This is a genomic window from Gemella sanguinis ATCC 700632 (assembly GCF_000701685.1).
Taxonomy (GTDB): Bacteria; Bacillota; Bacilli; order Staphylococcales; family Gemellaceae; genus Gemella; species Gemella sanguinis.
The window spans coordinates 1-12,959 of sequence record NZ_JNJO01000013.1; the positions used below are offsets into that span (position 1 = coordinate 1).

Here is a 12,959-nt window from a genome sequence, read left to right on the forward strand (position 1 = left end):
GTTTCTATTCTTTTTATTGTTTCTCTCATAGATTTTATTCCATAAAAGTCTTTTAAAAATACCAGTTTAAATAATACAACAGGATCTAGACTATTTCTCCCTGTCGTATGGCTATAGTATTTTTCTGTTAAATCATAAATAAATTTAAAATCGATAGCTTTATCTACTTTTCTTAAAAAATGGTCTTTAGGTACTATTTCTGATAGTGTCATTAGTATTATTTCATCTTTTATATTTTCTACTTTATTAAACATACTAAAACCTCCTTTGTATACTTATATTATACCATTTTAAAGGTTTTATTTCAGTTAAAAAAGGCTGTTGACTTATTTGTCAACAGCCTGAAAAATCTGAAGTATAAAATTATATACTTCAGATTTTTTATTTTATAATATTTTTAATAAATAAGTAGTAGGAAAACCTCAATTACTCTACATACATATATGCTTTACTAATGACTCTCCAATCTTCTGTCATTCTAGAGCTTGCTTCTAATTCTCCTTTAGCGTTAATGCGATACCTTGTAGGAAGCATTTTAGGACTTGGGTGTTTAGAAGAGTTAGGATTTTCACTAATTACTGCGTAAACTAAATTATCAGAGTGTAGAGATACACTCACGATATAGTCATCTTTTGTCATATCAGGTAGGAGTTGAATATAAGATGCTAGTACCCAGTTTTTCACCTGTTCTTCAGATAGTTTTGTAGTGTCTACAGAGCTATCTTCTTTAACTCGACTATTAGTTTTAGAAGTAGATTTATCACTAGAACTACTATTGCTATCATTGTTGCTATTTTCTTTAGTTTCAGTAGTTTCTTTATCTTTATCTTTTTCTTTCTCTTTTAGACCTCTAACTGTAAAACTTCGTTTGAATTCATCTTTAATAACTATTTTCTTTCCGTTTAATTCAGATTTATCTAATGAAAGTGAGACCTCTACTTTATCTCCATTTCTTAAATTATCATTTTTATCATATGAAATTTTAGGATTTTGTAGAAGTTGTTTTAGGTCATCGCTAGCGTTGTCAACGTTAGGTATATTTTTTATATTTGCAGAAGGTTTACCTTCTCCTTCAGTTCCGCTAGTGGTAAATTCTAATTCATATTGAGACATGTTTACAGCTATTTCTTTATTTTTATTAATATGATTATAAGCGAAGTAACCTCCAGCGCTAAGAAGTATAATAAGACCTATAATGCTAGTGATAATTATACCTAGTTTACTTTTACGAGGTTTATCATCATCTGAAGTCTCTTGGTTATCTTGATCTTCTTGGCTCTCTTCAGATTCTTGAGCTTTTTGTAGTTCTCTAGCCATTAAAATATCTTGAGTATTTTGAGTTTCTTGCTGTTGTGTGTTCATACTTTCGAAATTATTGTTTGATGAAGTGTGAGTTTCTTCTTGTGGAACATCTGTAAGAGTAGAGTTAGTGCTTGGATAACTTGCAGAGTTGTTTTGTTCTACGTTTGAATATTGGTCTTTGTTGTTGTAGAAAACTTGTTCGCTGTTTCCGTTAAAATCATTATTATAATTAGGAAATTGTTCCTGATTGATGTAGAAATTTTGTTCGTTATTCCCATTAAAATCATTGTTATAATCAGGGAATTGCTCCTGATTGTTGTAGAAAACTTGTTCGCTGTTTCCGTTAAAATCATTATTATAATTAAGGAATTGCTCCTGATTGTTGTAGAAAACTTGTTCACTATTCCCGTTAAAATCATTATTATAATTAAGGAATTGCTCCTGATTGTTGTAGAAGTTTTGTTCATTATTCCCATTAAAATCATTATTATAATTAGGGAATTGTTCTTGGTTGTTATAGAAAATTTGCTCATTATTTTCATCAAAGTTATTATAGTAATTTGGATATTGTTCCTGATTGTTATATGTATTATTTCCGTCCATATTTTGATTATAACTGTTATTATAATATGGGTTTTGTTCGTTATTACCGTTATAATTTGCATTATTAGGGTAGTTAGAGTCGTAATTGTTATTATAATATTGCTCTTGATTATTGTAGTTATAATTCTCAAAATTCTTATTATTGTTATAATTTTCTTCTTCGAAATAATATTGATTAGATGAATTGTTTTCGGAATTGTTGTAATTCGAAGAGTTTGAATTTAGATAATTATTTTCGTTTTGGTTGCTTTGTGAGCCGTTAGTTAATTTATTTTTTTCATTCATTAATATAATTTCTCCTATTATATATTTTCTAGAATTATAATAACATATTTTGATTGAAAAAAGAATATTTTTTTTATAACAGAAGTCAAATTATATTCGTAAATTAACATTATACTTGTGGATAAATAGCAAAACTATGGAGATGAGATATATTTTACAAAAATGTAAAAAATTTAATAAATTAAGTTGACTAAAAGATTATAATAATATATCATAAGATTATGTATTTTTTTTATATAAACAGAGGAGGATATTATGAATTTTAAATTTATGGTTTCACTGTTACTTTTTTACATGAAAGGTGAAGTGAATATAGAAAAAAATATGGTAAGAGCAACATTTCCAAATACCATATTCAAGTTAATTCCATTAGGAAAAACTAATAAAAGTATACAAGTTAATCAAATCTCTAATATTGATGATAGCTTCAGATTAGATGTTAAAGCATTTATTCTCGGTATTCTTGCAGTAATATTTGGATTCTCTGCGTTTTCAGATTCTGTAGTGCTTGGTATTATTTTATTAGTATATGGAGTGAGTACAATTGTTTCATCTTTTGAAACTATATTAGTTGTGTATTCTACAGCTGGGGTACCTTTTGTTATTAGCTTTGTTATATTCGAGAAAGAAAAAGCACTGCAAATTAAAGCCGAATTAGATAAAATAACAAATTATCATAACGATTCTCGTGATTTAAATATCCATAGAGAACAAAGTCTAGCAGGAATGAGAGATATTATGAGAGAAGTTACTAACTTCCCACGATATGATCAATATGGTAATCCGGTGAATGGTCAACCTAATTTCCAAAATGGACAACAACCATATAATCCAAATTTCCAAGGAAATAATGGATACCAAGGATATAATGGGCAAAATCCACAAGGGCATGATTATCAACAGTTTGATCAATATGGACAACCGGTAAACCCTAATTATCAAGGTCAACCAAATCATGGTTACAATTTTAATTTCCAAGGTCAATCAAATCCTCAAGGATACCAAAACCAGGGACAACCAAACCACGGACAAAATCCAAACGGACCAAGACCGCAACAACCAATGAATCAAGGACATCCAAATCAAGGATATAATCCAAATGGGCCAAGACCACAACAACCAAATTACCAAGGTCAACCAAATCAAGGTGTAAATCCAAACCAAGGTCAAAATCCAAATGGACCAAGGCCACAACAACCTAGCCAAGGGTCAGTAAATCAAGGTGTAAACCCAAATCACCAAGAGCAAAGCCCTATAAAAGAAGCTCCGAAACCACAAGAAACTGTGCAAAAACAAGAGGCTCCAACTCCAGAGGTTAAAGAAACACCAGAAGCTAACGAGCCAGTTGAAGTGAAAAAAGAAGTAAATGAAACTCCAAGTATTCAAGGTGGAGCTAAGAGTAGAAGACTTCAAAAGTTAAATAAACCAGAAGAAGAACAAACTATTCTAAAAAGAAGAAATAAATAATTAACTGCAAAGATAGAGTCTTAGGACTCTATCTTTTTTTTGTATACAGAAATTTGTTAAGATACCATATTGTTCATAAAAAAATAAAAGTCATATTAAATAATTAATTTTTCTAGGATATTATTTAAATATAGTATCAATCTAGTATATAATAGAGGTGTGAGATAATGGAAAGGATCAATTATTATGACAAAAATAGCTATTTCTTTTTCTAATTCATATACAGGAAAAGTGCTAAATGGAATAGATAGGTTGCAGGTAAAAAGAACAGACTATTTGGAAAAATTAGGTATTGTTCATACTATAGTTAGTACGCTAAAGAAAAATATTGGTAAGGATAATCATATATTGAACTATTTATTTTCAAGTGATTATAATATAACGAATAAAAATAATAAAGAACTGAATATAAGTAATACAGAAAATGAGATAAAAATCGATTTAAATAATGAAGAATATATTTTTAATGGAGTAGAATTCTCGTCATATTATAGTCTGATAACTCATTTATTAACAGTGTTTATACCTGAAGATGCATTATGTTTTTTTGATTGGTTTGGAGAACCTATAAATTATCTGTTTGAAGGTGTGAAACATGCTCGCACAATAGGTGTAGTTCATTCGAATCATATTTGTAGTTATGTGCCATCGGTAACTAACAATCATCAACTTTGGCATAGAGAGTTTGATTACTACATAACTACTAATGATATTCAAACGGAAGATCTTAAGAAGAGGTTTCCCAAAAAAGCTAATAGAATATTAACTGTAGTTCCTTATGATGTTTTTTATTTAGAAGAGCCAGTGTCGCCTGAAGATAAAGTGTCGCACAATACTAATACGTTACAACTAGTTACAGCTAGCTATCTAGAGGATAACAAGTGTATTGACTATCTGATTCAAATAATGCGTTTAGTTATAAATAAAAACCCTAATGTTTATTTGAATATTTATGGACAAGGGACGCAATTAGAGTATTTACAAAATTTAGCTAGTAGTCTAGGGGTCAGCAATAATGTTTATTTTCATGGACATTATGAAGATGCGGCTATCTTAAAAAAATATGACGTCTATGTAAGTACTTCTCCAAATGAAGCTTTTGCGACAGTTTTATTAGAAGCGATGTCGCTTGGGTTACCGGTTATTGGTTTAGATGTGCTATTTGCGAATAAAAACTATATTAAAAATGGTTATAACGGCTATCTTATACCTTATTCTGTAGTGAATATTGAGTCGAAAGCAGATATCTACTTTGAACAAATAGCTATGTATACTGAATTTTCTAATAAACTATTGACATTAACAAACGATGAAATAAGTAACTTAGGTGAAAACGCGAAAAAGTTTGTTGAAAAGTTTTATGGAGAAGGTAGAGCTGTTCAAGATTATAGAAAATTATTAGAAGATGTAGAAAAAATAGAGGAGGAACCTTACATACCGATTAAGAGGGGTGATTTATGTGCAGGTCTTCATGTAAATCATGTTAAAGTTCCTAGGGAATGGTCATATGTTATGCAGTCGTATAATAATTCATATATTTGTGATCTAGATGTTAATATAATAGCGGTGACTGAATTTAATGAAGGAGAGTTTCCTATAATAAAAGCAATCAAGTGGAAAGAATAATGTTTTATATAAAAGAATACGTTTTACAAAATTTATTTAAAAAAGTTTAAGATTTAAACATGAAAATAGTGTAAATCGTTTTATTAAAGGGATTTACTATTGATAAGTTATTATATATCGTGCTATAATAGAGACGTATAATATTCAGAGGGGATATTTAAGTTACAAAGGAATGGAAGGTTGTTACAAGAAAGGATATATCATGAAAAAGAAATTGTTTTTATTAACATTATCTGCGAGTAGTTTATTAAGTGCACAACCAGCTCTTGCGAACAACTCACAAACAGATGTTGAAGCTAAATTAAATAGTGTAGAGTGGAAAGGATTAAAGCCTGCTAAAAATGGTGGAGCGAATATTGCTCATATAGATAAATCTAGTTTATCTGCTGATGAGGCGAAAGCAATCCGTACGTTAGGTAGAGATGAGAGAGTAAAAGAATGTTCGGTTTATAAATTGGTTTATGAAAAAAATGGGTCATCACCGAAAAAACCAAAAACATTACCTAATACAGGTGATGTAATAGGTAGCGGTTATTTAGTTGGAGCGGGAGTTCTAGCTGGATTAGCGTTTTATTTATTAAGAAATAAACAAGGAAGAAAAATGCTTGTTATTATGTTAGTAGGGGGAAGTTCATTAGTATATGCGATAAATGATGCTAATGCAATTTCAGGTACTGTCATTAAACCTTCAATTCTAGTAGCGAGTGATAATGTGATTAACGCACCAGAAATAGATGGATATCGTTTTGTAGGTGTTATTGAAATGGAGGGTGTTTGTTTAATAGATCCAACGCCAACACCAACGCCAACACCAACGCCAACACCAACGCCAACACCAACACCGACACCAACGCCGACACCAACGCCAACACCGGAACCTCAACCGGAAAATGAAGATAATAATTATGTTACGGTTAAACCGGGAACACCTTCTCCGGCAAGTTCACCAATTATGTCACCATTTATTATAGATTTTAGTGATCAATTTGAAGACGAACAAAAAGATGAATTAAAAAAACTTACAGATTTAGTTTAAAACTAAATAAAACACCTGTAAAAACTCCTTTGTGAGAGCAAAGCTGTTTACGGGTGTTTTTTTGTAAAGTTATGAAAAAAATAAAAATTTTCAATATATTTTTAAAGATGAAATAATTATTTTCAAATAAAATGTAAAAAATAATATTATTCTTAATCTATGAATATATTATATTGCTGTTTATATAAGTATTGGAAAAAATATAAGCTGTATGATATAATAAAAATTAAATAGAGAAGAAAAATATTAAATTTACAAAAATAACAACAACAAAAGGGGAAGGGTATATCATGAAGAAAAAATTATTATTATTAACATTATCGGCAAGTAGCTTATTATACGCACAACCAGCGCTCGCAAATAACTCAAAAACAGATGTGGAAGCTAAGTTGAGCAGTAATCAGTGGAAAGGTTTAAAAGCGGCTAAAAATGGAGGAGCAAATATTTCTTATGTAGATAAAGCTAGTTTATCCGCTGAAGAGAAAGCTGCAATTCGAGCATTAGGAAAAGATGAAAGAGTCAAAGAATGTTCAGTTTACAAACTGGTTTATGAAAAAAATGGAGCACCAGTCAACAAACCTAAAACATTACCAAATACTGGGGATGTAGTAGGTTATGGTTACCTAGTAGGAGCAGGCGTATTAGCGGGATTGGCCTTTTATCTATTAAGAAATAAACAAGGAAGAAAAATGCTTGTTATTATGCTAGTTGGAGGAAGTTCATTAGTATATGCAATAAACGATACTAATGCATTTTCTGGGAATCCAGTTGCTCCAACTATACTAGTAGCTAGTAATAGTGTAATTAATGCACCGGAGATTGATGGATATCGTTTTGTAGGTGTGATAGAGTTGGAAGGAGTTTGTTTAATTGACCCTAATCCAACACCAAAACCAGATCCGAAACCAGAACTAAAACCAGATCCGGATCCAAAAGTGACACCAAATCCAGAACCGAATCCAGAGGAACCACAAGTTAAGCCAGGGACACCGTCACCAGCATGTCCGCCAACTATGAACCCTAATGTACCTTCAGAAGTTCCAACAGGTGATCCAGGAACACCGTCACCAGCGTGCCCACCGACCGTGGTACCAAATCTACCTACACCCCCAAGTTCACCTGGTGGTGGAGTGGGAACACCAGCTCCAGCGAGTTCACCAATTATGGCACCGTTTATGTTAGATTTTAGTGATGAGTTTGAAGATGCACAAAAAGATGAATTAAAGAGAATAGCAGGTCTATTTTAAAATAAATAATACCTATAGGAGATCTTGAATAACGAAGATACTCTATAGGTATTTTTTGTTATTAACTAAAAATGAGTGTATTTTTATCGAAACGCTCAAATAAAATGGAAACCACTCTTTTAATTACATAAAAACGTTCAAACTAAGCGATAAATTTGATTGTTTTTGATTGTTTTTGCTTGAATTTGATTGAACAGTTGTTATATATTAAGTATAATGAATTTGGGAGTTAAGGAGAATAAGAAATTGGTAAATGAAAGACAAAATAATATTTTAAAATTATTAGAAGAAACAGGTTCTGTAACGTTGCATGAATTGGTAAATTTCTGTGATGTATCAGAAGCAACAATAAGACGTGATCTTACAACTTTAGAAGAAAAGAATTTGCTGTATAGAACTCACGGTGGAGCTGTGAAACGCTCATCTGCACGCGGAAGTGAAGAAAGTGTTGCGATGAAACGCTCAGAATACCTAGCAGAGAAGAAGGAAACTGCAAAGTACATTAATCAAAATATAATTCAGTCTGGGCAGACGATTTATTTAGATGCAGGTACATCTACATATGAATTAATTGATTACTTACGTGATAAAAGAATAACGGTAGTAACAAACTCTACATATCATTTGCCAAAACTTATTAATAATAAAATACATACTATTATATTGGGTGGAACTTTGAAACATTCAACACAAGCAGTAGTGGGACCTGCGGCTATTGAACAATTAAAAAATTATAGCTTTGATATGTGTTTTATTGGATGTAATGGGGTTGATGAGAATTTTGGAGTTACTACAGCTGATGAAAGTGAAGCATTTATTAAGAGTTTAGCTATTCAAAACAGTAAGAAAAAATACGTTTTGGCAGATAAAACAAAATTTGGACATAGAAAATTCCAGAAATTTGCTGAACTAGATGAGGTAACAATATTATCTTATGAAGTACCAGAAAAATATAAAAGTTACAAAAATATAATAGAGATTAAGTAGAAGGAGGAAGTGTAAGTGTATTATACAATAACTTTAAATCCAGCGGTAGACATGTTAACAACAGTAGAAAACTTTGCTCTTGGGAAATTAAATAGAACAGGGGAAGCTAAGTATGTTGTTGGTGGAAAAGGTATCAACATTTCAATGTTATTAAAAAATGTTGGGGTAGATACTTGTGCATTAGGATTTGTTGCAGGGTTCACAGGATATTTCATTAAAACAGAGTTAGATAAACTTGAAGTTAAATATGACTTTGTTGAAACTTTAGGTGCAACTCGTATCAATATGAAGTTAACTACTGAAACTGAAACAGAAATAAACGGTCAAAGTAGTGCTGTTAGTGAAGAAAATGTTAATGAATTCTTTAAAAAATTAGATAAACTAACATCACAAGATGTAGTATTTTTATCAGGAAATGTTATTGCAGGAATGGGTGTAGAAGACTTTAAAGCTATCGCTAAAAAAGTATCTGAATCAGGTGCGACATTAATAGTTGATAGTAATAAAGACTTAGTGTTAGATACATTACAATATAAACCATTTGTAGTAAAACCTAATGAATTTGAATTAGGTGAAATGTTTGGTGTAACATTAAATGGCTTAGATGAAATATTAGATTATGCTAAAAAACTTCAAGACCGTGGAGCAAAAAATGTACTTGTTTCACGTGGAGCAGACGGCGCAATCCTACTTACAGAGGCGAATGAAGTGTTTGAAGTGAATGTAGCAAAAGGAAAAATTGTTTCAACTGTTGCAGCTGGAGATAGTATGTTAGCTATGTTCGTTGCAAAGTATAACGAAACAAAAGATTACGCTGAAGCATTAAAATATGCTTCTGCAGCAGGAGGAGCTACATCATTCTCAGTAGGTGTAGGAAGCAAGGCCCTAATTGAAGAACTTGTACCTCAAATTAATGTAAAAAAACTAAAATAGATTAAAGAAAAAATAATTAAGGAGATTTTTTTAATGAAATTAACAGATGTTATTAATTATGATTTAACACAGTTTGGTTTTAGTGCGGCAAATAAAAATGAAGCATTAGACAAATTAACTACTATGTTAGTAGAAAAAAACGTTATTAAAAGTAAAGATAATTTTTTAAATGCTTTATTAGCGCGTGAAGCTCAATCAACAACAGGTGTTGGTGAAAATGTTGCGATTCCTCACGCTAAAAGTGCTGATTTTGACAAAGCTATGATTGTTTACGCTAAAAGTAATGAAGGTGTGGAGTGGGAAAGTTTTGACGGACAACCAGCTAAACATATCTTTATGATTTGTGCACCAGATGGTGGAGCAGATGAACACTTAAAAGCTTTAGCTTCATTATCTCAAGCTCTAATGGATCCTGAAGTAAAAGCAGGTTTAGATGCTGCAACAACTAAAGAGGATGTAGAAAAAGTATTTTCTGACTTTGTAGCTAAATCAGAAGCACCAAAAGAAGAGAAAAAAGAAGAAGCTAAACCAAGTGGAGAAAAACCTTACATCATAGCTGTTACAGCTTGTCCTACAGGTATTGCTCACACATTTATGGCTGCTGAAAAAATAAAAGAAACAGCTAAAGAAATGGGACTTGATGTTAAAGTTGAAACAAATGGTCAAATCGGTGTAGAAAACAAACTTACTAAAGAAGATATCGAAAGAGCGGCAGGTATTATCGTAGCTGCTGATAAGAAAGTAGAAGTTGCTCGTTTTAACGGGCGTCCAACAATTATGACAAAAGTTGCTGATGGTATTAATAAACCAAAAGAACTTATTCAAACTATTTTAGATGGTAAAGCACCAATTTATAATCACGATGGTGCAGAAGATGAAGCAGAAGATTCTGCTGGAGATGAAAGCATTTGGCGTCAAACTTATAAACACCTAATGGAAGGTGTAAGTAATATGCTACCATTCGTAGTAGCTGGTGGTATCTTAATAGCTATCTCATTTATTTGGGGTATTAACTCATTTAATCCAGAAGATCCAAGCTATAATAAATATGCTGAAGTGTTATTCTACCTAGGTAAAATTTCATTTAGTATGATGTTACCGATCCTTGCTGGATTCATTGGACGTAGTATAGCGGATAGACCAGGGTTTATTGTTGGTATGGTCGGTGGTATCCTAGCTGATCCAAGTATTCTTAGTCTGAAAAGTGATGTATTAGCGTATACACCATCAGGATTCTTAGGAGCATTAGTAGCCGGGTTCTTAGCGGGAGGAATAATTTCATTCCTTAAACTAGCGTTCAAATGGATGCCTCGTTCATTAGATGGAATTAAACCAATCTTCTTATTCCCTATCCTAGGGTCACTAATCATGGGGTTATTAATGATTTATGTAATTAACGCTCCAATGGCGTCAGTTATGGTAGGGTTACAAAGTTTCTTAGGTGGTTTAAGTGGAAGTGGAAAATTCATCCTTGGTTTCGTAGCTGCAGCAATGATGGCTATCGATATGGGTGGTCCAATTAACAAAGCAGCATATGTAACAGGTACAGCTCTTCTAACTGCTTCAGGAACAGCAGGTAGTGATGTAATGGCGGCAGTAATGATTGGTGGTATGGTACCTCCATTAGCGATTGCTGTTTCAGCAACAATTAATAAATCTATCTGGCCAAAATCTCAACGTAGTGGTGCATTAGTGAACTATGTAATGGGGTTAGCATTTATTACTGAAGGAGCTATTCCTTTTGCAGCAAGTAATCCATTACGTGTAATTCCACCATTATTCTTATCAAGTGGAGTTGCAGGAGCATTAAGTATGGTATTTGGTTCTGTATCAAAAGCGCCGCACGGTGGTATCTTTGCGATAGCAGTAGGTGCGGTAAGTAATCCATTAATGTACTTCCTTGCATTAGTAGTAGGTGCGTTATTAGGTGCAGTATTATTAATTGCTTCACTAAACTTTAGAAAGAATAAATAATATTTAATAACAAAAATCCTTAAAGTCTTTTGAACTTTAAGGATTTTTTGTTATTTAACTAAAACTTCCCCAGTAGCTAGTGCGGATGTTGTTTTTACAGTTACCTGTAGCCATATAGCGTCGTTCATTGGAATATGAAAGGTAGCTAATCCAGATAAAGCCTTCATTCATAATATAACTATCGTAGTTAACTATCTCTCCGAAGGAGTAATTAGCTACTACATGACCTTGAATGCTAGGTTTATCTCGAACGTTGATAGAAGTAACATTAACTTTGAATTGTCCAGTTTCATCTGTTCGTTGCCAGGCATCTTCGTTATCGTAGCACGGTCTAATAAATCCTACTAGGTGAGTATCATCTCTTGACATCAACTTAGCTGTACCACCTCGAGAAGGAGTGCCGTCAACATTTTGCTCTACAGAGGTAATTATATTGCCTTGTACTTTGATAACAATACCAACATGCCCATATATATCCCAAGGTCCCCATTGCCAAATAGCTATATCGCCTGGTGCTATAGCAGTTTGTCCTTTTAAATATCTACGCCAACCTTTAGGAAGTGGATTTTTCAGATAATCAATAGCATTGCCAAACATACGATAATTACCAAAGTATTGCGTATATGCCATAGTAAGGTCTACGCACTGTGCTCCATACATACCATCCATATCAATCCAACGATAAAGATTATTTTTAGCCCAATTAACCATAGCTTCTTGTGTAGCCATAAGAATCCTCCTTTATTTTAAGTTGGTAGTTTTACTATCTAATTTAATTTCGATAATTTTAATTAAATCATTAACGCTTTTTCCAATGTTTTGTAAGGTTTTATCTAGTTTTACTATAAAAAACACCGCAACAAATATTGGGAAACCTACAGTATTAATAAAATTAAGAATATCCATAATAAAAAAAGGTGCGACTTTCGCCGCACCCGCCTCCTTCCAAATTATTGAAGAACAGTTTCTTCAGTAGTTACGTAAGAGGCTTTTTTGAATTCTGCTAGTGTACGTTTTTCATTGTTAAAAACTTTTGTAGCAATAATTTTTTGACCTACAGCTTCAGCCTCCGCTTTTGTTAAATTATCTTTTGGATAATTTAATGTAATATGATAAGATTTTTTATCTGCAGTAGTAAAGTATAAATTTAATTTTTTTTGCATAGTTTAGTTCTCCTTTATTAGATAAGTTCTTTAGTTGTTACGGTTATATTATCGATAGTTTTTGATAATAATTTTCCTATATTATCTCCAACATCTTTTAAAGTAGTCTCGTCGACAGTAGTGTTAGCATCGAAAGTATAGCTTTTTACGACTTGTTTATCACCTTTTTCTTCGGCGTAGTTTAATTTTAAAACTTTTTTTAATATTCTCATGTAAAAATCTCCTTTTATATATTATTTGTTATTTTTGTCTTAGGCCTCTGACACTATATATATCGAAGGAAAATTCAAAATTTCCCAAAAAATATTTAAGAAAATAAAATTAGTAAAGTTAATG

Annotated in this window: 13 protein-coding genes; 7 read left to right on the top strand and 6 right to left on the bottom strand. The window is 31.9% G+C overall.

Annotated elements, in window-relative coordinates:
• Both T369_RS0106465 and T369_RS09000 read right to left on the bottom strand, forming a co-directional pair.
• A partial coding sequence (locus T369_RS0106465) for a transposase (protein ID WP_031553250.1) occupies positions 1–254 on the bottom strand: 254 nt, incomplete at its 3' end.
• 172 nt (positions 255–426) lie between these two features.
• Positions 427–2,190 carry a hypothetical protein gene (locus T369_RS09000; RefSeq protein WP_051618982.1) on the bottom strand — a complete coding sequence of 588 codons (1,764 nt, stop codon included), beginning with the start codon at positions 2,188–2,190 and terminating at the stop codon, positions 427–429.
• Positions 2,191–2,445: 255 nt separating this feature from the next.
• Here T369_RS09000 and T369_RS09005 point away from each other — a divergent pair, with 255 nt between their 5' ends.
• The 7 genes from T369_RS09005 (at position 2,446) to T369_RS0106505 (ending at position 11,460) form a co-directional block, all read left to right on the top strand.
• Positions 2,446–3,657: a DUF308 domain-containing protein gene (locus T369_RS09005; RefSeq protein ID WP_051618983.1), complete on the top strand. Its 1,212-nt coding sequence runs from the start codon at positions 2,446–2,448 to the stop codon at positions 3,655–3,657.
• A gap of 186 nt (positions 3,658–3,843) precedes the next feature.
• Complete coding sequence (locus tag T369_RS0106480; protein WP_031553258.1) at positions 3,844–5,283, top strand: glycosyltransferase family 4 protein; 1,440 nt, start codon at positions 3,844–3,846, stop codon at positions 5,281–5,283.
• A gap of 202 nt (positions 5,284–5,485) precedes the next feature.
• A complete protein-coding gene (locus T369_RS0106485) occupies positions 5,486–6,319 on the top strand; it encodes an LPXTG cell wall anchor domain-containing protein (protein ID WP_031553261.1) in 834 nt (277 codons plus the stop codon).
• 290 nt (positions 6,320–6,609) lie between these two features.
• Positions 6,610–7,566, top strand: coding sequence for an LPXTG cell wall anchor domain-containing protein (locus T369_RS08880; protein WP_035496487.1), 957 nt, complete (start codon positions 6,610–6,612; stop codon positions 7,564–7,566).
• A 246-nt stretch (positions 7,567–7,812) separates the two neighbouring features.
• The gene (locus T369_RS0106495) at positions 7,813–8,553 is read left to right on the top strand and encodes a DeoR/GlpR family DNA-binding transcription regulator (protein WP_031553264.1); all 741 of its coding nucleotides are present in this window, start codon (positions 7,813–7,815) and stop codon (positions 8,551–8,553) included.
• 15 nt (positions 8,554–8,568) lie between these two features.
• Positions 8,569–9,486: a 1-phosphofructokinase gene (gene pfkB / locus T369_RS0106500; RefSeq protein ID WP_031553267.1), complete on the top strand. Its 918-nt coding sequence runs from the start codon at positions 8,569–8,571 to the stop codon at positions 9,484–9,486.
• Positions 9,487–9,519: 33 nt separating this feature from the next.
• Complete coding sequence (locus tag T369_RS0106505; protein WP_031553270.1) at positions 9,520–11,460, top strand: PTS fructose transporter subunit IIABC; 1,941 nt, start codon at positions 9,520–9,522, stop codon at positions 11,458–11,460.
• A gap of 54 nt (positions 11,461–11,514) precedes the next feature.
• Here T369_RS0106505 and T369_RS0106510 read toward each other — a convergent pair whose 3' ends face one another.
• From T369_RS0106510 to T369_RS0106525, 4 genes are read right to left on the bottom strand one after another with little or no spacing between them, the layout of a single operon-like run.
• Positions 11,515–12,189, bottom strand: a complete 675-nt coding sequence (locus T369_RS0106510) for a CHAP domain-containing protein (protein ID WP_031553274.1) — start codon at positions 12,187–12,189, stop codon at positions 11,515–11,517.
• A 12-nt stretch (positions 12,190–12,201) separates the two neighbouring features.
• On the bottom strand, positions 12,202–12,366 hold the full coding sequence (locus tag T369_RS09605; RefSeq protein ID WP_081634035.1) for a YvrJ family protein: 165 nt from the start codon (positions 12,364–12,366) through the stop codon (positions 12,202–12,204).
• Positions 12,367–12,410: 44 nt separating this feature from the next.
• Positions 12,411–12,623: a DUF2922 domain-containing protein gene (locus tag T369_RS0106520; RefSeq protein ID WP_031553277.1), complete on the bottom strand. Its 213-nt coding sequence runs from the start codon at positions 12,621–12,623 to the stop codon at positions 12,411–12,413.
• A 17-nt stretch (positions 12,624–12,640) separates the two neighbouring features.
• Positions 12,641–12,835: a DUF1659 domain-containing protein gene (locus T369_RS0106525; protein ID WP_006364682.1), complete on the bottom strand. Its 195-nt coding sequence runs from the start codon at positions 12,833–12,835 to the stop codon at positions 12,641–12,643.
• Positions 12,836–12,959: the final 124 nt, after the last annotated feature.

What these genes read in the sequence shown, in the direction of transcription:
- T369_RS09000 (WP_051618982.1), bottom strand. Translation starts at nt 2,190, where the DNA reads ATGAATGAAAAAAATAAATTAACTAACGGCTCACAAAGCAACCAAAAC.
- T369_RS09005 (WP_051618983.1), top strand. Translation starts at nt 2,446, where the DNA reads ATGAATTTTAAATTTATGGTTTCACTGTTACTTTTTTACATGAAAGGT.
- T369_RS0106480 (WP_031553258.1), top strand. Translation starts at nt 3,844, where the DNA reads ATGACAAAAATAGCTATTTCTTTTTCTAATTCATATACAGGAAAAGTG.
- T369_RS0106485 (WP_031553261.1), top strand. Translation starts at nt 5,486, where the DNA reads ATGAAAAAGAAATTGTTTTTATTAACATTATCTGCGAGTAGTTTATTA.
- T369_RS08880 (WP_035496487.1), top strand. Translation starts at nt 6,610, where the DNA reads ATGAAGAAAAAATTATTATTATTAACATTATCGGCAAGTAGCTTATTA.
- T369_RS0106505 (WP_031553270.1), top strand. Translation starts at nt 9,520, where the DNA reads ATGAAATTAACAGATGTTATTAATTATGATTTAACACAGTTTGGTTTT.
- T369_RS0106510 (WP_031553274.1), bottom strand. Translation starts at nt 12,189, where the DNA reads ATGGCTACACAAGAAGCTATGGTTAATTGGGCTAAAAATAATCTTTAT.
- T369_RS09605 (WP_081634035.1), bottom strand. Translation starts at nt 12,366, where the DNA reads ATGGATATTCTTAATTTTATTAATACTGTAGGTTTCCCAATATTTGTT.
- T369_RS0106520 (WP_031553277.1), bottom strand. Translation starts at nt 12,623, where the DNA reads ATGCAAAAAAAATTAAATTTATACTTTACTACTGCAGATAAAAAATCT.
- T369_RS0106525 (WP_006364682.1), bottom strand. Translation starts at nt 12,835, where the DNA reads ATGAGAATATTAAAAAAAGTTTTAAAATTAAACTACGCCGAAGAAAAA.